This window comes from Halorhodospira abdelmalekii (assembly GCF_016583625.1).
GTDB lineage: Bacteria > Pseudomonadota > Gammaproteobacteria > Nitrococcales > Halorhodospiraceae > Halorhodospira > Halorhodospira abdelmalekii.
The window spans coordinates 1-19253 of the sequence record NZ_NRRN01000052.1 but is presented as its reverse complement, the minus strand read 5'-3'; the positions used below and the strand labels follow the sequence as shown (position 1 = coordinate 19253).

At 65.3% G+C, this 19253-nt stretch carries 19 protein-coding genes; 5 read left to right on the top strand and 14 right to left on the bottom strand.

The annotated features are described in order from the left end of the window. The 10 genes from CKO15_RS11450 to CKO15_RS11405 all read right to left on the bottom strand — a co-directional run. Positions 1-356 (bottom strand): hypothetical protein (locus CKO15_RS11450; protein WP_200196338.1); only part of this gene is annotated, 356 nt, incomplete at its 3' end. After that, positions 353-763: a biopolymer transporter ExbD gene (locus CKO15_RS11445; protein WP_200196336.1), complete on the bottom strand. Its 411-nt coding sequence runs from the start codon at positions 761-763 to the stop codon at positions 353-355. The genes CKO15_RS11450 and CKO15_RS11445, both read right to left, overlap by 4 nt. Next, complete coding sequence (locus CKO15_RS11440; RefSeq protein ID WP_200196334.1) at positions 760-1164, bottom strand: ExbD/TolR family protein; 405 nt, start codon at positions 1162-1164, stop codon at positions 760-762. The genes CKO15_RS11445 and CKO15_RS11440 overlap by 4 nt, the downstream gene beginning before the upstream one ends. Next, positions 1154-2008 (bottom strand): MotA/TolQ/ExbB proton channel family protein, encoded by an 855-nt coding sequence (locus tag CKO15_RS11435; protein WP_200196332.1) that lies wholly within the window; start codon positions 2006-2008, stop codon positions 1154-1156. The genes CKO15_RS11440 and CKO15_RS11435 overlap by 11 nt, the downstream gene beginning before the upstream one ends. Positions 2009-2109: 101 nt before the next feature. Beyond that, positions 2110-2661: a hypothetical protein gene (locus CKO15_RS11430; RefSeq protein WP_200196330.1), complete on the bottom strand. Its 552-nt coding sequence runs from the start codon at positions 2659-2661 to the stop codon at positions 2110-2112. Then, the gene (locus CKO15_RS11425; protein ID WP_200196328.1) at positions 2658-3245 is read right to left on the bottom strand and encodes a YajG family lipoprotein; all 588 of its coding nucleotides are present in this window, start codon (positions 3243-3245) and stop codon (positions 2658-2660) included. Before CKO15_RS11425 ends, CKO15_RS11430 begins: the two co-directional genes overlap by 4 nt. A 53-nt stretch (positions 3246-3298) precedes the next feature. After that, positions 3299-4009 carry a TSCPD domain-containing protein gene (locus CKO15_RS11420; RefSeq protein WP_200196326.1) on the bottom strand — a complete coding sequence of 237 codons (711 nt, stop codon included), beginning with the start codon at positions 4007-4009 and terminating at the stop codon, positions 3299-3301. Between the two features lie 59 nt (positions 4010-4068). Further along, positions 4069-6354, bottom strand: a complete 2286-nt coding sequence (locus CKO15_RS11415; protein WP_200196324.1) for an adenosylcobalamin-dependent ribonucleoside-diphosphate reductase — start codon at positions 6352-6354, stop codon at positions 4069-4071. A 441-nt stretch (positions 6355-6795) separates the two neighbouring features. After that, positions 6796-9516 (bottom strand): cation-transporting P-type ATPase, encoded by a 2721-nt coding sequence (locus CKO15_RS11410; protein ID WP_200196316.1) that lies wholly within the window; start codon positions 9514-9516, stop codon positions 6796-6798. Between the two features lie 106 nt (positions 9517-9622). Next, complete coding sequence (locus tag CKO15_RS11405; protein ID WP_200196314.1) at positions 9623-10399, bottom strand: hypothetical protein; 777 nt, start codon at positions 10397-10399, stop codon at positions 9623-9625. A 118-nt stretch (positions 10400-10517) separates the two neighbouring features. On the opposite strand from CKO15_RS11405, the gene CKO15_RS11400 reads away from it, so the two are divergent. Then, positions 10518-12200 carry a Na/Pi symporter gene (locus tag CKO15_RS11400; protein WP_200196312.1) on the top strand — a complete coding sequence of 561 codons (1683 nt, stop codon included), beginning with the start codon at positions 10518-10520 and terminating at the stop codon, positions 12198-12200. On the opposite strand, the gene CKO15_RS11395 is transcribed toward CKO15_RS11400, so the two are convergent. Further along, positions 12184-12597 (bottom strand): RNA-binding S4 domain-containing protein, encoded by a 414-nt coding sequence (locus CKO15_RS11395; RefSeq protein WP_420842142.1) that lies wholly within the window; start codon positions 12595-12597, stop codon positions 12184-12186. The two genes, CKO15_RS11400 and CKO15_RS11395, sit on opposite strands and share 17 nt — an antisense overlap. Continuing rightward, the gene (gene rraA, locus CKO15_RS11390) at positions 12573-13091 is read right to left on the bottom strand and encodes a ribonuclease E activity regulator RraA (protein WP_200196308.1); all 519 of its coding nucleotides are present in this window, start codon (positions 13089-13091) and stop codon (positions 12573-12575) included. Before rraA ends, CKO15_RS11395 begins: the two co-directional genes overlap by 25 nt. Before the next feature lie 84 nt (positions 13092-13175). Between rraA and CKO15_RS11385 the strand changes: the two genes are divergently transcribed. The 4 genes from CKO15_RS11385 (at position 13176) to CKO15_RS11370 (ending at position 17310) form a co-directional block, all read left to right on the top strand. Continuing rightward, positions 13176-14129: a GGDEF domain-containing protein gene (locus tag CKO15_RS11385; protein WP_200196306.1), complete on the top strand. Its 954-nt coding sequence runs from the start codon at positions 13176-13178 to the stop codon at positions 14127-14129. Between the two features lie 174 nt (positions 14130-14303). Beyond that, the gene (locus CKO15_RS11380; RefSeq protein WP_242464748.1) at positions 14304-15449 is read left to right on the top strand and encodes a RuBisCO large subunit C-terminal-like domain-containing protein; all 1146 of its coding nucleotides are present in this window, start codon (positions 14304-14306) and stop codon (positions 15447-15449) included. 18 nt (positions 15450-15467) lie between these two features. After that, positions 15468-15986 (top strand): cupin domain-containing protein, encoded by a 519-nt coding sequence (locus CKO15_RS11375; protein ID WP_200196304.1) that lies wholly within the window; start codon positions 15468-15470, stop codon positions 15984-15986. A 22-nt stretch (positions 15987-16008) separates the two neighbouring features. After that, a complete protein-coding gene (locus CKO15_RS11370; RefSeq protein ID WP_200196302.1) occupies positions 16009-17310 on the top strand; it encodes a CNNM domain-containing protein in 1302 nt (433 codons plus the stop codon). A 90-nt stretch (positions 17311-17400) separates the two neighbouring features. On the opposite strand, the gene CKO15_RS11365 is transcribed toward CKO15_RS11370, so the two are convergent. Continuing rightward, positions 17401-17910: a chemotaxis protein CheW gene (locus CKO15_RS11365; protein ID WP_242464749.1), complete on the bottom strand. Its 510-nt coding sequence runs from the start codon at positions 17908-17910 to the stop codon at positions 17401-17403. Between the two features lie 253 nt (positions 17911-18163). Next, positions 18164-19253: chemotaxis protein CheW (locus CKO15_RS11360; RefSeq protein ID WP_207124070.1), on the bottom strand; the 1090-nt coding region annotated here is incomplete at its 5' end.

The window sequence follows — 19253 nt, the reverse complement described above, 5'->3', positions numbered from 1 at the left end:
GGTTCGGGCTCGGGCTCCGGCTCGGGTTCCGGTTCAGGCTCGGGCTCAGGTTCGGGCTCAGGTTCCGGTTCAGGCTCGGGCTCGGGCTCGGGCTCGGCCTCAGGTTCGGGCTCCGGCTCGGGCTCCTCCTCCGTCTCCTCCGTTCTCTGCATCGCCTCGGCCGGCTCCTCCTGCCGCGGTGCGCCCCCCAGCACCACCTCGACCCCCTCCGGGGCGTAGACCTCTTCGGGCCTCTCCTCGGTATACTCACGCGGCCACCACGCCAGAGCCCCGATGTGAACCCCGAGCGCCAAGGTCACGGCAACTGGCCAGTGCCAGCCCCGAAGCGTCGCACCAGGCAGCGCGCCTTCGCTCACCGCGCCCCCTCCCGCTGTGTTACCAGATCAATGCGCTCGACCCCGGCAGCGCGCAGCGCATCCATGAGATCGAGCAGGGCGTCGGCACGGGCCTGACGATCGGCCTGCACCTGCACTGGCCGCCCCGGTGACTCCTCAAGGAGTTTCGCCACCGCCTCCTCTAACTCCGTCAACCCCTCTTCCCGCCCCTCCAGGGCGATCTCCCCGGAGCGCCCAAGGTGAATCCGCAGCGGTTCCGTTGCGACCTCTCCTCCTCGCTCGCTCGCCGGTAATTCGACGCTAAAGGGCGGCGGTGCGGTCAACGTCCCGGCCACCATGAAGAAGATCAGCAACAGGAAGACGATGTTGATCAGCGGCAGGATGTGCTCTTCCGGATCTTTGTGGGAGGGCGGCAGCGGCAGCTTCACGGCGCCTCCTGCCGCAGCAGCGCGACGTCGTCGAGCCCCAGCGCCGCACTCCAGTCGATCACTTGCACGATGGGCTGCACCGGAGCATCGGCGTGGGCAACGATCTGCAGCCGGGGCTCGTCCTCCTCGGCCGCAAAGCGCTCCAGACGTTCGCGCACCTCGGTACCAGAGAGCGGTGTTTCGTCGATGATAAAGCCACTCCCCGCGACCTGCACCCGCAGCAGCGCCGGGCTCTCTTCGCTCGGCGCCGAGACGCGTTCACCGGGCGCCTCGACGGTGAGGATCTGCTCAGTGGTGAAGGTCGAAGCGAGCATGAAGAAGATCAGCAGGATAAAGACGACGTCGATCAGCGGTGTCAAACTCAAACGGCGCCGCCGCCGCAGGGGCTCTTCAAGCTGCATGACTTGAAGTAGGGCTTGAAGCGGGGCTTGCTGCCGAGCTTGAGCCTGCTGGGCTCGCAACGGGGTCGGCGGCCGTCGTCGCGGTTGCAGCGCTGGCCGCACTGGCGCGGCTACCAGAAGCGCCGCCCTCGCCGACGCTCGTGCCCGTTTCCTGCTGCGCCTGTGGTGGTGGCGGCGGCGTCGTAAAGACCTGGGTGACAGCATCCTCCAAACGCAGTCGGAAGGCGTCGACGACGCGCTCGAGCCAGGCGAGCGCGGCCACCGCCGGGATCGCCAGCGCTAAGCCGGCGGCGGTCGTCAGCAGCGCCTCCCAAATCCCGCCCGAGAGCAGCGACGGGTCGACTTGGCTGCCCGCCGCCTCGAGTTGCCGGAAGGCCTCGATCATGCCCAACACGGTCCCGAGCAGGCCGAGCAGCGGGCTGAGCATGCCGATCGCCTCAAGGCCGCGCAGGTAGCTGCGCAGCTGCGCCAAGCGCCCCGTCGCCAGCCGAGTGACCTCCTCGCGCAGCCGTGGATCGTCACCGCTGCCGTGCTCAATGCGCCCCCGCATCGCAGCCGCCAGCACCTCGGCCCCAAGATGGCGCGAGGCCTCAAGCGTCCGCACCGCCCCGGCGTAGTCGGCACGGCGCCACTGCGCCACAGCCAGTGGCAGCGTTCGTCGATCGTAGAGGCGCGCAGCGGCAAACTGCCACAGCTTGATCAGCACCAGCGCCACCGTCAGCACGGAGAGCACGGCCAGGACGATCAACACCGGCCCGCCGGTATCGAACAGGCCGCTCAGTCGCTCCAGGAGACCGCTGTGCGCCACATCCAGCGGCGCTGCACTTGCCTCATCGCTGCTCATAGATCGCTCGCTCCGCTATGGCTGTCAATCGGTGGTGACCCGTCGGTGATGGCAGCACAGCGTAATGATGTTGCGAATTGTTTTCAACAAGAGCGAGTCGTCTACTCCGCTTCGCTGCGTGCCACGACCTCCCACGTCAGCTGACCATCCTCAGCCAAGCGATAGCTCAGCAAGGCGGCGTACTGCTCCCCCTGCTCAGTCTCAAGCTGAGCATAGAGCCACTGATCAGAGAGAACGAGACTCTCGGCCTTGCGCACGCGCACCGGCCCTTCGAGTTCCAGCGCTTCACTCAGCCAAGCGCCCTCCTCGTCGAGGCGGGCGAGCAGGTACCCCTCCGGAGTCTGTTCGATCCCGGCGGCGGCGAACCGCTCGGCAGCGGCCTCTGAGAGCCCGGGTGCAGTCACCGTAGTTGCCCCTTCCTCTTCAGCCGTCTCCACCGCGGCTTGCAGCTGCTCAAGCTCTGCCGTCAGCTCCTCGGCACGCTCTTGGGCATCGAAGGCCACGTAGAAGAGCCAACCGGTCGTCGCCAACAGCATGACTACAGCCGCCCGCCACACCAAACGTTCGCGAATCTCGCGAGCATCGGGCTTTGACCCACCGCCGCTCTTCGCGCCACTCTTCCCCTCTGCTCCTCTCCCCTCTTCGGTCGTCACTGCTCACTCTCCTGCAGTCGCTGACTCAACTCCGGATGGTTTGCCACGGCATCAATCGCGCGCTCAAGCAGCTCGTTGACCATGCGCGCATCTCTGCGTCTGCTCGGCCGCCACGGCGTCCATCCGCTAAGCTCTTCGATCACTTCAGTGTCGAGACGCTCGCCGTTAAAGACCCCACGGACCTCCCAATCGCTCTGAATCGTGACCCGGTGACTGAACCAGCCACCACTGCGCTCATACTCAAAGGCGTTGATGCCAATGGTTAAACGCTGTTCGGCCTCGCCGTGCCAGGGAATCACCTCTACACCTTGCTGCTCTAGCGCCCCACGCAGCCCCTCTTGAACAGCCGCAACCAGATCGTTCTCCGTCCCGAGCGCCACCCCCTGCTCGCGGTGACGATAGCCGAGGATATGGTGGGCGCGCCGATCGACGACCCGCAGGGCGACTTCGGGCTGCGTCTCGAAACCCGGTGCATCAGCCCCGGCCTCGACCGCGGCCTCGACTGCGGGGCGCAGACGGACATCGTGAGCCGGCGGCGCGCAACCGACCGCAAAGGTGGCACCGAGCAATAATAGCGGCACCATGCCCCAAGCGCGGCACCCCCAAACTCGGGGCAATCGGATGGAGCTTGCACCAATCAGCCGCACTTCGACTCGCCGCAGTTCAGACACGTCAGGCAGCCGTCCATCTCGATCATAGCCTTGGTTTGGCACTTGTGGCAGAGCAGCGCCCCCTCCGGGAAGGCCGCCCCACGTTCGCCCTCGCCGTTATTGGCCGCCGGCCCACCGCCTTCGAACTCGGCACGCTTTTCGGCGATGAAACGCTGCTGATGCTCATCGAGCTGCTGCGGCTCCAACATGCCGATCTCGCGCAGGTGGGTCTCGATGACATCGCCGATCTCGGCAACCAGCGACGGCATAAAACGTCCGCCGCGCTTAAAGTAGCCGCCGCGGGGATCGAAGACCGAGCGCAGCTCTTCGACTAAGAAGGTGCAATCGCCGCCCTTACGAAAGACCGCCGAAATGATGCGCGTTAAGGCGACGATCCACTGGAAGTGATCCATATTCTTCGAGTTGATGAAGATCTCGAAGGGGCGGCGCATCTCGTGCGCCGTACCCGGATTGAGGATCACGTCGTTGATCGTGACGTAGAGGGCGTGCTCGGAGAGCGGCGTCTTGATCTTGTAGGTGCTCCCCTGCAGCGCCTCGGGGCGCTGGAGCTGCTCGTGCATGTGCTCGATCGCCGGCTCTTGATTGCCGGCGCTCGCCTCGGTGGGTGCGGCCGGCTCGGCGCGCGAGCGGAGCACTTCGTAGTCGATGATCGGTTGATCGATCTTTTTCGTGGCCATAACTGCTCACTCACTGCTGTGGCTGTGGCTGTGGCTGTGGCTGTGGCTTTTCGGTGGGGTCAGAAACGCCCGTAGTAGCCCTCTTTCAAGGCCTCGTAGAGGTTCGCTGCGGTGTGCACCTCACCATCGTACTCGATCTGCTCATCGCCACGCGCCTCGATAAAGCTCCCATCGGCGAGCCGGAAGCGGTAGGTCGTCGCGGAGAGGTCCTTCTCCTTGACCAGCACCCCTTGAAAGACCTCCGGATTGAAGCGGAAGGTCGTACACCCCTTCAACCCCTGCTCGTAGGCGTAGCGATAGATATCCTTAAACGCCTCGTAGGGGTAGTCGGTCGGTACGTTGGCCGTCTTGGAGATCGATGAATCGATCCACTTCTGCGCCGCCGCCTGGATATCGACGTGCTGTTGCGGGGTGACATCCTCGGCACTGACGAAGTAGTCGGGCAACTCGCCAACACCCCCTTCGCCCCCCTCGGGCAGCGCCGCCTCGTCGACGAAGTGCCGATAGGCGAGCAGCTCAAAAGAGAAGACATCGACCGACTCCTTCGTCTTGCGCCCTTCGCGAATCAGGTTGCGCACGTAGTGGTGGGCAAACGACGGCTCGATGCCGTTGCTGGCGTTATTGGCCAGTGAGAGCGAGATGGTCCCGGTCGGGGCGATCGAACTGTGGTGGGTAAAGCGCGCCCCGACGGTCGCCAACTCATCGACCAACTGCGGATCGACCTCGGCGAGCTTCTGCATGTAGCGCGAGTAGCGCGCCCAGAGCAGTCGGGCCGGGATGTGCTCGCCCGCCTCGTAGCCATCGTCGACCAACTCCGGGCGCTTGCGCAGCAGCTCGGGGGTGATCTCGTAGAGCTCCTCCATGATCGGCGCCGGCCCCTTCTCGCGCGCCAGCTCCAGCCCGGTCCGCCAGCCACTCAGCGCCAGCTCAAGCGCGACTTGCTCGGTGAAGGCCGTTGAGGCGGCATCGCCGTAGCGCATGCGCAGCATGGTAATGGTCGAACCCAAGCCGAGAAACCCCATGCCGTGGCGACGCTTACGCTCGATCTCGGCGCGCTGCTCGGCCAGCGGCAGGCCGTTGATCTCGACCGTGTTATCGAGCATCCGGGTAAAGACGGCGACGACCTCGCGGAACTCCTCCCAATCGAACCGGGCCTGCTCGGTAAAGGGGTCGCGGACGAACATCGTCAAGTTCACCGAGCCGAGCAGGCAGGCGCCGTGTGGCGGCAACGGTTGCTCGCCGCACGGGTTCGTGGCTCGGATCTCTTCGCAGAACCAGTTGTTGTTCTGCTCATTGACCCGATCGACCAAGATGAAGCCCGGCTCGGCGTAGTCGTACGTCGAGCTCATGATGAGGTTCCATAAGTTCCGGGCCTTGATCCGGTCGTAGATCCGGCAGCCGACCCGCCCGCTCTCGTCACGAATATACGGCCCGTGGATCGGCCACTCGCGCCATAGCACCCGCTGCGGGTCGGTCAGGTCGATCGCCTCAGCGGCGACCTCATCGGCGGTCAACGGGAAGGCCAGCGGCCACTCATCATCGCGGGCGACGGCCTCCATGAAGTCGTCGGTAATCAGCAGCGAGAGATTAAACTGGCGCAGCCGACCATCCTCGCGCTTCGCCCGGATAAAGTCGGCTACGTCGGGGTGGCCGATATCGAAGGTCGCCATCTGCGCCCCGCGGCGCCCGCCGGCGGAGGAGACGGTAAAGCACATCCGATCGTAGATATCCATAAAGGAGAGCGGCCCGGAGGTGTACGCCCCAGCGCCACTGACGTAGGCGCCGCGTGGCCGCAACGTGCTGAATTCGTAGCCGATACCGCAGCCGGCCTTGAGCGTCAGGCCGGCCTCGTGGACGCGCTTTAGGATCCCGTCCATCGAATCTTCGATCGTGCCGGAGACGGTGCAGTTGATCGTCGAGGTCGCCGGCTTGTGATCCCACGCCCCAGCGTTAGAGATGATCCGGCCGGCCGGCACAGCGCCGCGGCGCAGCGCCCAGAGGAAGCGCTCATACCAGTGCGCCTGCTTCGTCTCGCCCTCTTCGACCGCTGCCAGCGTCCTCGCGACGCGCTGGAAGGTCTCATCGATGGTGCCGTCGACCGGCTCGCCCCCCTTGCGCTTGAGCCGGTATTTTTTATCCCAGATATCGAACGATGCGCCCTGCAGCGGCACATCGGCCGCCGACCACTGCGCCTCGCTGCGCTGTTCCTGGGCCGTTTGGGCCGTTTGGGCCGCCTGGATCGACCTCGCCTGCTTGACTTGGCCCTGCTTAGCCTGCTTGGCCTGTCTCTCCTGCTGGCTCTGCTTGGCCTTGTTGCCCGATTGCGTATTCGCAGCTCCACTCATGCTATGACCCCTTCACCATCCATCGCTCGGTCAAACAACACACCGCATCGTCTTCGTCGCCGATCCCGTTATGCGGGCAAAAGCAGCCCCGTGGGCAGTCCCACAGAGGGAACCGCCCGGAGTGCAAACGACCCAGCGGAAAACTACATGTTGTGCTCTTGCGACTTAAGAGTAACCATAATTGGTGGCAAACACAAATCCGCGCCCTGCCGTCGGCTCACGTTAGACAGGGCGCGAAAAGGCTCGAAGTCACCGCTTACGTGACGGCTCACGGCAGGAAAACGAGGGCGTGACATTTTGTCACGGGTCGCCCTGCTGCGACCAGCGCATCTCGACACGCCTTCGCCCGGCCAACACCCTCGTCACTCCTGTCGCTCTCTGCCCGGCTACCGGCCACGGTCTACGGGCAGGCCGTAGACCGCGGCCGGCGGTGCCCCGCCCTCAGTCGTCGGGCGAGATGTAACGGCGCAGTACCGTCTTCTCCAGCTCCACGATGAAAAAGAGCAGCACACCGAAGGCCAACACCCGCAGCCACTGCTCGGCATCGAGCGCGGCGGTGCCAAAGAGCGCCTGCATCGGCGGGGCGTAGGTAAAGAGCCCCTGTAGGACCACCAGCACAGCGATGGCGATCAGCACCGCGCGACTGCCGAAGAGGCCGCGGACATTAAAGACCGGCTCGAGGATGTAGCGGGCGTTAAAGAGGTAGAAGACCTGCCCCATCACCAGCGTGTTGATCGCCACAGCACGCGCAAGCTCCTCAGAGACATCGGCACTGATCATGTAGAGGTAGTGACCGAAGGTGCCTAAGACGAGCAGCACCGAGACAAAGAGCACCCGCCAGATCAAGAAACCGGAGAGGATCGGTTTGACCGGATCGCGCGGGCGCCGCTGCATCAGCCCCGGCTCGGGCGGCTCAAAGGCCAGCGCCAGGGCCAGTGTGACCGCCGTTACCATGTTGATCCAGAGCGCCTGCACCGGAGTCACTGGCAGCGTCAGGCCGAAGAGGATGGCGATAACGATGGTGAAGGCCTGCCCGCCGTTGGTCGGCAGCAGGTAGAGGATCGCCTTTTTAAGATTGTCGTAGACCGTGCGCCCCTCCTCGACGGCGTGGGCGATCGAGGCGAAGTTGTCGTCGGCGAGCACCATCTCCGAGGCCTCCTTCGCCGCCTCGGTCCCCTTATTGCCCATCGAGATGCCGACGTCAGCACGCTTAAGCGCCGGGGCGTCGTTGACGCCATCACCGGTCATAGCGACGACCTGGCCGTGGCTTTGCAGCGCCGAGACCAGACGCAGCTTATGGATCGGCGTGGTGCGCGCAAAGACGTCGGTCTCGAGGCAGCGGCGCTTCAGCTCGCCCTCGTCCATGGTCTCGATCTCGTGACCGACCAACGGCTTGCCGCGAATCCCCAACTGCTCGCCGATCGCCGCGGCGGTCAAGGCGTGATCGCCGGTGATCATCTTGACGCCGATACCGGCCTGGTGGCACTCCTCGACAGCAGTAATCGCCTCATCGCGCGGCGGGTCGATGATCCCCATCACGCCGAGCAGCACCATGCCCTCATCGACGTCGCTAAAGAGCAGTTCGCGATGCTCAACGTTCGTCTCTTTAACCGCCACGGCCAGCAACCGCTGCCCGCGCGCCGCGATGCCATCGAGCGTCTCTTGCCAACGGTCGCGATCGAGCGGTTGATCGCCGTTCGCCGTGCGCTGCCGCGTACAGGCGGCGAGTACCCGCTCCGGCGCCCCCTTCATGATCAGCAGCGCGTTGCCGCCGTGGTCGTGGTGGAGGGTCACCATGAACTTGTACGACGACTCGAACGGGATGACGTCGATGCGCGGCATAGCGCGCTCCAACTCCTTGCGGTTGAAGTCGCCCTTAACCGCGGCGACCATCAGCGCCCCTTCGGTCGGATCGCCCTCCAGCCGCCACTCGCCGTCGCGCTCATAGAGCGCCGACTCGTTACACAGCGCCACTCCACGCAGCATCTGCGCTAAGACGGTGTCGTCGCGGCTCGGTGTGATCTCTTCGTCACGGTGGTGAAAGCCGCCATCGGGGATGTAGCCGACCCCACTGACGTGGTACTCGCGCTCGGCCGTCACCACGCTGCGCACCGTCATCTCGTTGCGCGTCAGGGTGCCGGTCTTATCGGAGCAGATCGTCGTCACCGATCCAAGGGTCTCGACCGCCGGCAAGCGCCGGATGATGGCGTTGCGCCCGGCCATGCGCTGTACACCGATGGCGAGCGTGATGGTCATGATCGCCGGCAGGCCCTCGGGGATCGCCGCCACCGCCAAGGCGACCGCAGCGAGGAAGGTCTCGATGGCGGTGTAGCCCTGCAGATAGTAGCCGATCAGGAAGGTGGCAAGGGCCAGTATGACGATCGCCACCGAGAGCCAGCGCCCAAACTGTCCGACCTGCCGCAACAGCGGCGTGGTGATCTCCTGGACCTCGGCCAACATACTGCTGACCTTGCCGATCTCGGTGGCATCACCGGTGGCCACCACGACCCCCTGGCCACGCCCGTAGGCGACCAGCGTCCCAGAGAAGGCGACCGATTTTCGATCCCCCAGCTCGGCCTCGGCCGCCACCGGCTCGTCGATCTTCTCAACCGGCACCGACTCACCGGTGAGCACCGCCTCATCGACGCGCAGGTTATGCCCGCGCAAGATGCGCACATCGGCCGGCACCCGGTCGCCGGCCTCGAGCAAGACGATATCGCCGGGGACCAGCGTCTCGGCATCGACGGTGATGCGCTCGCCATCACGGACGGCCACGGCACGCGGTGAGAGCATCCCGCGGATGGCGTCGAGCGCCTTTTCGGCCTTGCCCTCCTGCACGTGGCCGATCACGGCGTTGATCACGACCACGGCGAAGATCACCGCACTGTCGAGGTAGTGGCCGAGTAGCCCGGTGATGATACCGGCAATGATCAGAATGTAGATCAGGACGTTGTGAAACTGCTTGAGAAAGCGCTTGAGTGGTCCTTCGCGCTCAGGCGGGCGCAGACGATTCGCCCCGTAGTGCTCGAGGCGCTGTTCGATCTCGTGGCTGTGCAGCCCGTTCTCAGGATCGGCCCCAAGACGCTCGATGACCTCATCGCGCCCGACGGCGTGCCAGCGAATCGCATCGGCTTGCGGATCGTTCTGCTGTTGTTCGCTCATAGACTGCCCCCAGTCATAGATTCGGCGCCCCCCGGTCACTAAGTGACGTAGCGACTCAGTGACCTAACCTGTTCCTGTTTAAGCGTTCCGGTCACACAGTGACCGACTAGCGTGAAAAGCCCCGCCAATAGGCATCGCGGCTGCGCTGCAGCGCCGCCACCACGAGCGCCGGCCAAGCGATCAGCATCACCAGCACGCCCCAAACGGCAGGGGCAACCCACAGGGCTACAACAATCGCCGCCACCATACCGACCAATAATACCCACTCCAAATGTGGAATGCGTTGCAACATACGCCGGGCCTGGCGGCGGGTTGCCGCCACTTGATCATCCAGGCGCAGCAGCGCCAGCGGCGGCCATAGCCAGTTCGCAGCGATCGCCGCTGCCAACCCGTACAACGCAATCGCCGCTACCAACTCCAGGTGCGGTGGTTGCTGCCAGTGCAGCCAATGCTGCCAGCCCGCAGCGAGCCGCTCGGCCACGTAGCCATCAACCCACGCTGCCAGGCTCTGATCGGCGACCACCGCGAACCCCAAGACCCCACTCAGCAGGAGCGCCGGTGCGACCAACCACAGGCACTGCGTCAACCAGATGCGCACCAGACGCAGCACCGCCCGCGGCACCTCGCGCCAGCCCAGGCCGCACTGCAGCGCGACCAGCAACGTCGCCACTGCCATGGCGGCTGCTAGCGCCATCGCCCCGCTCCAAGCCGCTACACCAAGACGCGCCGCAAAGGGCAGGTGTTCAGCCGTGATCTGGTAGACCGGCACCGGTAGCTGCATCGCGGTCAGCACCAACAAGGCCGTCGGTAAGGTCGTGCGCCACCACCCCTGCACCATCAACCGAGCGGTGTTGCGAGCAATGGCGAGCACGTCGTCGAACATGGATGTGCGCTTTTGTTAAAATGGGCAGGTATTCTAACAAACCCAACGTAGAGCCGACCCTTCGCCCAACCGATCGGGGGATGCCCGCATCACCGTTGCCGATCTCAACCCCACCATCGTGCTGACGTTCCTCGGCGGCATCGGCCTCTTCCTGCTCGGGATGCGGCTGATGAGCGATGGCTTGCGCGTTGCCGCCGGCCCAACCCTGCGCGAGATCCTTGCCGCCTCGACCGCCTCGCGCCTGCGCGGCCTCCTCTCCGGAGTCCTGATCACCTGTGCCGTGCAATCTTCAAGCGCGGTGATCTTTGCCACGATCGGTTTCGTCAACGCCGGGCTGCTGAGCCTCTATCAATCGCTTGGGGTCATCTACGGGGCCAACGTCGGCACCACATTGACGAGCTGGATCGTCGCCCTAATCGGCGTCAACGTCGATCTGCAAGCGCTCGCCCTGCCCTTAATCGGCGCCGGTGTCGCGCTGCGGCTCCTCGGCCAGGTCGGTCGGCGCCAAGCCCTCGGGGATGCCATCGCCGGACTCGGCGTCTTCTTCCTCGGGCTCGATATCTTGCAAGCGACCTTCACCGGCATCGGCGATCCCGAACAGCTCGCCGCGGTGAGCGCCCTCGGCCACGCCGGCCTGATTCTCTTTGTCGGCGCCGGCATCATTCTGACCACACTCACGCAGTCCTCCTCAGCCGCCTTAGCGGTCACCCTGACCGCCGCGGCCGGAGGCTTGATCTCGATGCCGGCGGCGGCCGCGATGCTCATCGGGGCAAACGTCGGCACCACTTCGACGGCCCTCTTCGCCGCCCTCGGTGCCACCGCAAATGCCCAGCGCGCGGCGGTCGCGCACGTCCTCTTTAACGTTGTCGCCGGCAGCGTGGCCTTCCTCGCCCTGCCGTTGCTGCTCGGCGTAGCCCAAGGAGGCGCCGCTGCGATCGGCCTCGGTGGGCAACCGGCGGCAGCCCTGGCGGTCTTTCACACCCTGAGCAAACTACTCGGGGTCGCAATCCTGTGGCCGCTGACGGGCCACCTAGTGCGCTGGCTTGAGCAGCGTTTCCGCCGCGGCGAGGACGATCGCGGCACCCTGCACTACCTCGATGCCAACGTCCTTACGACCCCAAGTCTGGCGCTGGAGGCCGCCCGCCGTGAGGCGGAGCGCAGTGGTGCGATGGCCCGCGCGATGGTCTGCGCCGCCATCAGCAGCGGTGACTCTACGACACCAGCCGGCACGGGACGGCGCCGGGGACAAGCCCCGGTCCCGCAGAGCTGGTTCGAGCGTGAGCACGCCACCCTTGAACGGCTGATCGTCGCCCTGATCGAGCGCACTCACCAGATCGAACGCGCCCAACACGACGCCAGCATCAGCGCCAGCCTCCCACACCTGCTGCGGGTGACGCAGTACCACCAAGATATGGCCGAACGCGCCTGCACCATCGCTGAACTGCTGCGCAGCGGCCAGACACAGATCGCCGATCGGCAACTCGCGGCCGACTTCGAGCGTCTTTTAGCCCGCGCCGCCGGCTGGGTCCAGGCCAGCGGACAAGACCCCGAGCAGTGGGATGAGACGGCACTGGAGCTGACCCTTGAGGAGCTCGAAGAGAGCTACCAGGCGCTCAAGAGTCGCCTGCTGCAGGCCGGCGCACAGGGTCAGCTCCCGGTTCGACAGCTCGTTGCCACGCTCGATTGCATCTCGGCGGTGCGCCGGGTCGTCGATCAGTCGCTTAAGGCGGCCTACTATCTGCGCCACTTCCAGCAGCCGCTCAGCCAGTCACTCAGCCAGCCGCTCAGCCCCCCCGCTTAAAGGCTGAGAGGTGGCGGCGCTGCCGTTTATCCGGGCGCTGCTCCGGGCGCGGCAGGGCGGCTCCGGCGGCGCGCCGCTGCTCAGCCTGCTGCTGACGCCGCTGCCGACTCTCGGCCGTCTCCTCGTAGAGGGTTTCGGCGACCTTGGCCGGCCCGCGCTGCTCGGCGACCCCGTGCACAATGACCTCGAAACGCTGCTCGCCCTTGGTGATCGTCAGCCGGTCGCCCGGTCGCACCGCCCGGCTCGGCTTCGCGCGCGCGCCATCGACGTCGACCTTACCCCCTTGGACCGCCTCAACAGCAAGTCGGCGGGTCTTAAAAAAACGCGCCGCCCACAGCCAGCGATCGAGGCGTACACGCTCTTCATCGCCACTCACGTTGTCCCCTCCCCTACACACGGCTCCGGCAGGGCCTGCTGAACCACAATAATGCCGTCCTCATCGGCATAGAGCCATTCGCCCGGCTGGATCGTCGCCCCGCCGAAGGTCACCGAGACATCACGTTCGCCAAGCCCCTTCTTGCGGCTTTTGAGTGGGTGGACGTTGAGCGCTTGCACGCCGAAGTCGATGTTCGCCAGCTCTGCGCTATCGCGCACGCAGCCGTAGACGACAATCCCAGACCAGCCGTTCTGGCGGCCGAGCTTGGCGAGCTGATCACCGAGCAGCGCACAGCGCATCGACCCTCCCCCGTCGACGACCAGCACGCCGCCGTTACTGGGCTCACCGAGCACTTCGCGAACGCGGACGTTGTCCTCGAAGAGCTTAAGGGTTGTCACCGGACCGCTGAAGCGGCGCCGTCCGCCGAAACTCGCAAACATCGGGTTAATGACCCGCAACTGCAGCTGCGCATCGGCGGCGTAGTGATCACACAAATCGGTCGTTGCTTGCGTCATGATGCCTCCAAATTGACTGGCTGCCATACAGGATATTGGTTTAAGGTAGAGATTCCAGGGCCACTGACAGAGACTACCGGCATTATGGCCGAAGAGACCATGCGACCGCCTGCTGAACCGCTCAGCGAGATGGAGCGCTACCTGACCGCTCTTGCTGAGTGCCATAGCCACCGCGAGGTGGCGCAGGCGCTCTGTAGCGCGATCGCACGCATGCTGCCGCAGAGTTCCGGGTTGTTCTGGAAACTCTCCCCGGATCGTGAGATCTGGCGCCTGATCAGCCGCTGGTCCGACGGAGCGGCCGAGTGTATCGAACCGGCCGAGGGGGCCGAGTTGCTGCCGGAGCCGGCTGAGGGTCAACTGCTGATCGAGTTGGTGGCCCAGGGGTTGCGCCTCGGCGAGTTGCGCGTCGACGATCGCGAACAACTCACCGAGCTAGAACAACGCCTGCTCAAGGCGCTGGCCAGCGCCGCTGCCGCGACCCTGGCAGTGCTCGTGCTGCAACGGCGAGTGCGTCAGCGCAACGTCCGCGACCCCCTGACCGGTCTATTCAACGCCCGCTACCTGGAAGATACCTTGGCGCGCGAGCTCTACCGGGCTCAGCGCTGTCAGTCAAACCTAACGCTGATCCGCATCGAACCGGATCGGATCAGCGATTTCATTCGCGAACACAGCCCAGAGTGCGCCGACCGCATCCTGCAACTGATGGCCGATGTACTCCATCGCTCGTTTCGTGGCTCGGATGTCTGCGCCCGCATCACCGACTACGGCTTCTGTATCTTGCTCGTCGATGCGGCCCTAGCGAGCGGCTATCAGCGGGCAGCGGCACTGCGCGAGGAGCTCAGCGAATTGCGCTTTAATCGCCGCGGGCAGACCTTTGGACCGGTCGGCGTCTCTGCCGGAGTCGCCGCTTACCCCGAACACGCGCGCAGCTATGGGGAGTTGATCGATGCCGCCGATAGCGCGGTAACCCGTGCCCGCGAGGAGGGGGGCGAACGCGCGCTGACCGCCGAGTTGTTGCGCCCGGCATCGCTCTGCTAAGCGTCAACGAAACGATAAACCGATACGCCGATCGACCATGCAGCAATCAACCACTGGCGACTGCCGACGACCGGCTGCTGCCGACCGGCTACCGGCGGCCGCCCCAGACGGCTCAACTCAATGGCGCGCCGCCGCGTGCGCTCAAGTAGATCCAACCAAGAGGAAGGAACGATCTTGTCCGACGTACTGCGTGTAACCTATCAACTCACCTGCCGCCCCGATGAGGACCCAGAAGACAAGGCGCGCGGCATCGCCCTGGAGCAGAGCGCGGAACTGCCGGCGCGCTGTATCCCCGAGCACGTCTACGACCAGGTCGTGCCGACGATCGAGTGCTTAGAACCGCTCGACAGTGGCGCGGGGCGTTACCGGCTGGTTCTCGATTTTCCCGAAGCGATCACCGGTCTTGAACCCACCCAGCTGATCAACAACCTCTTCGGCAACATCTCGCTCAAGAGCGGGATCCGCCTCGACGAGGTAACGTGGACGCCGAATCTGCTGCGCACCCTCGGCGGCCCACGTTACGGCGTCGATGGCGTCCGCGAGTTGCTTGGCATTGGCCGGCGGCCAATGACCTCGACTGCGCTCAAGCCGCTCGGGCTCGATACCGCGACTCTCGCCGGCTTCTGTGCCGATTTCGCCCGCGGTGGCATCGACCTGATCAAGGACGATCACGGCCTCTGCAATCAGGCCACTTCGCCCTTCCACGAGCGCTTGCTGGCCTGTCAGCGCGCCGTCAATGAGGCCAACGCCGAGACCGGGGGCCACTCACTCTACCTGCCCAACGTCACCGCACCGCAAGGCGCCTTAGCCGAGCGCCTCGATGCGGCCCAGGAGGCCGGCTGCCGGGCCGTTCTTATCTGCCCCTTTATCACCGGGCTCGACACCCTGCTATGGGCGCGTGAGCACTACGATATGGCGCTAATGGCCCACCCGGCCTTCGCCGGCGCGATCGCCGGCGCCGAGCACGGCATCGATCCGGCGCTGCTGCTCGGCGAGATGACTCGGCTCTTCGGGGCCGATATGGTCGTCTACACCAACGCCGAGGGCCGCTTCCCGACCTACGATCAAGCCCTCTGCGATCGGATCAACGATCGCCTCTGGCGTCCTCTCGGCGCCGCTGCCGCCGGGGAGAGCGCGATTCGCCCTGCCCTGCCGACACCGGGCGGCGGGGTGGATGCTGCACGTGCGCCGTACTGGGCGGAGCGCTACGGTCCCGATGTCGTCCTGCTAATCGGCGGCAGCCTTTATGCGCAGGGCGATCTCGTCGCCGCAGCACGCCGCTTTCAGGACGTCGTCGAACGGCCTGAATACGCTGGCTGAGGCGGAGGCTGAGGCAAGATGCAGCGTGATCACACCACGGCGCCGTTGTCAACGGCCGCGACATCCGGCACGTCGCCTGCCGAGCGTTCTAAGGTCCTACACTGCAAGGAGTTTCGCTGGCAGGGGGTCGAGGAAGAGGCGTATAAGGCGGAGGGCAGCCACTTTAGTGGCGCCCGCCGCCAAGCCCTGATCGGGGTTCGCCCGGGTGAGGAGGCGCCTGCCTTCGAGACGCGCTACTTCGAGTTGGCGCCGGGCGGCTACACCAGCCTGGAGCAACACGCCCACGCCCACGTCGTCATCGTTCTACGCGGCTGCGGCGAGGTAATCCTCGATCAGCGGCTCGAACGCATCGAGCCGTTTACTTGTATCTATATCGCGCCACACGCACTCCATCAGCTGCACGCCACCAGCGAACAGGAGCCGCTTGGCTTTCTCTGCATCGTCGACCGGGAGCGCGACCGCCCGCAGTACCCCGACGCCACCACCCTCGCGTGGCTGCGCGAGATCCCCAAGATCGCTCGCCGGTTGCGAGTCTAGCGCAGGAGGGTATGCGCACACGGTGGAAGAGATCCCGCTAAGCCTGCTGTTCATCACCCTCGGAGGGCTGATCATACTCTCCGGCTGTTTCTCCGGTTCAGAGACTGCGCTGATGTCGCTGAACCGCTACCGAATGCGCCATCTAGCGCGCGGTGGCAGCCGCGGCGCGCGCATCGCTGAACGGCTGCTGCAGCGGCCCGATCGGGTGCTCGGCGTCATCTTACTCGGCAACAACTTCGTTAACATCGCCGCCTCTTCGCTAGCGACGATCATTGCACTGCGCATCCACGGTGAGGGCGCCATCGCCATTGCCGCCGGGCTGCTTACCCTCGTGATCTTGATCTTCGCCGAAGTCGCCCCGAAGACCCTAGCGGCGGTCCACCCCGAGCGGCTTGCCTTCCCCGCCGCCTACGTCCTATGGCCGCTGCTGCGGCTGCTCTACCCGCTCGTCTGGGGGATCAACACGGCCGCCAACGCGCTGCTGGCGCTGATTCGCGTCCGCGTCGAAGATGCCAGCAAGGACCACTTGAGCCGCGACGAGCTGCGGACCGTAGTCAACGAGGCCGGCGCCCTAATCCCGCGCCGTCACCAACACATGCTCCTCGGCATCCTCGACCTTGAGCAAGCGCGGGTGGAGGACATCATGGTCCCCCGCACTGAGATCGTCGGCATCGACCTTGAGGATCCGTGGGCCGATACACTGGAGCGCTTAGCGAGCAGTCAGTACACTCGCCTCCCCGTCTATCGCCACAGCATCGATCGCATTCTCGGTTTTATCCATCTGCGGCGCATCGTCGGCGATCTAAACCGTGAGCATTTCAGCATCGCCGATCTGGAGGCACGCCTCTCCGAACCACTCTTCATCCCCGAGGGCACCGGACTGCACACCCAGCTGCTGCGCTTTCAGCATCAACGTGAGCGGGTCGGCCTAGTCGTCGATGAGTACGGCGAGATCATCGGCCTGGCCGCGCTGGAGGACATCCTTGAAGAGATCGTCGGCGAGTTCACCACGGACCCGAGCACCCTGACCCGCTCCATCACCCGCGCCGAAGATGGCAGCTACCTGGCCGAAGGGAGCGCGACCGTCCGCGAACTCAACCGCGTCCTCGGCTGGCAACTGAGCACCGCCGGACCGAAGACGCTCAACGGCCTAATCCTGGAGCACCTAGAGCACATCCCGGAGCCGGGCACGAGCCTGCTGATCGATGGCTACCCGGTGACCATCGTTCAGACTCAGGGAAACCGCGTGAAGACGGCACAGATCCAGCCGGAGCGCCCACCCTCGGTGCGCCAGCAGCGCGAGGCAGCGGGCGGCAATGGGTGAACGGCGACACCGCAGACCCGGCGCGCGCGGATCAGTGTCAATGGGCAAGGCCAGCGGACCGTGAGAAGAGACGCCGCAGCATCCCCCTACTTAACGACCCGACTCGACCCCACTAATCTCCTGAAACTCTTCTTCAGTCAAAAGCTTGTTGGCATCGACCAGGATCAGCAGACCCTCCTCGCGGCTGACGACGCCGTAGATGTAGCGTGAAGACTCCTCGTTGCCGACATTCGGAGCGGTGTCGATTTCACCCTGGCGAACGTTGGCCACCTCATTGACCCCATCGACCATGATCCCGGCGACGTTCTCGGCCACCTCCATCACGATGATGCGGCTGTCGCTGGCGGCCTCGCGCTGCGGCATGCCAAAACGCAGCCGCGTATCGATTACGGTCACAACCTTGCCGCGCAAGTTGATGATACCGAGCACAAACTCAGGGGCCCCGGGCACCGGCGCAATCTCCGTCGGTGGCAGCACCTCTTGGACCTGCATAACGTTGATGCCGTACTGCTCACCACCGAGCCGGAAGGTCACCCACTGACTGCCGGTGCCCTCCTCCTGCTCATGCTCTTCGCCGTACTCGCGCGCTTGTTCTGTCATCATCACGATGCGTCACTCCCCATCCTGTCATCACGGTACGCCACACCCCGGCTCCGTAGCAAACGCCGCCCCAATCTCACGCCGCACACGCCGTCACGGCAGCCTCTGGGGGGGTTACGGGCGTATGTTACAGGCACACTGCGGGCACGTTGCGGCGCGCACAGTCGTCGTGTTGCTGGCTAGTGTAGCGACGTGCGCGAAAAACAACACCCATTGATACAGCCTCCTGCAACTCACCCGCCCGACGAGCCGTCTAGCGGCCTCGCTTTCCCCAGTGCCCAGCGTCGCCCGCCTCCAGAGCAGCCCGTTCGATTTTGCCATCGCGCGCTAGCAGTTCAGCAAAGGCATCGGTATCCAGCAAGGCACACGTCTGCTCGCGCACGGTCCCCGCCAACCAGCGCTGCCGTCCGGCCGCCTGGCGCCACTGCACCTGATCCGGCGTCAGCCGCAACACATCCCCGACCCGGTCGCAGGCCAACGCCCAGCGCCCATCGCCGACAATCAGCAACTGCCCGGTAGGGCATTGTGACGCCTCTGGCCGGCGTTCCGGCGGCAAGACCAGCAGCGCGGTGTCAACCACTTGGACGTAGCGATCGCGATGGTAGAGCGCACCGTGCATCCACTCCGGTTGACCGGCGACCGGCTCTACCGCAGCGCGCTCCTTCCAGGAGAGTACGCGGTGCAATTTAACTAAGGGCACAGCAACCCGCAGCGGACCGACGTAGAAGAGCAACACTTGAAACCAGGGCCGCGCCCAGTTCGGCACCGGATCATCGGGGGGGCAACGCGCACCACCGTGATCGCCCAACTCGCGCGCAGTCTTAGGGAGGCGAGAGGTGCGTGGAGCGGGTACTGGCTGATCGGTTTGCGGCGGCGCTGCAGGGGGCGGCGTAGGCTGCCGCTGGGGCGCTGGCGCAGGCGCTGGTGGAGCTACGCTCGGCAGCGGCATGGTCGGCAACCGTTCACGCTCGCGCACCTGTACGGTCGGCGCAGCCGGGAGGTCTGGTACAGGCTCGTGCGGCCCAATCGCTGGCGATAACGGCTCCGCTAGGGTACTGCGGCGCGGCGGCTGCGAAGGCGGTTCGTCCTCCTCTCCCGCCCCCCCTACTCCTCCTGCTGCTCCCGCGGCCTCGTCACCTGCTGGCTCTGCCCCGGCCTCCTCGACCTCATCAAGCAGGGCCTGGAGATAGGCGGTCAGGGCATCATCCGTTGCCGGGAGTGCCGCATCATCCTTGCTTACCACGCCTCCCGCCGCAGTGCGGCCTTGCAACGTACCGCGATCGGGATCGTTGGAAGCGGCGCCTCGGCGGGCGCTGCCCTCATCCGACCCGCCCCCTGGGCCA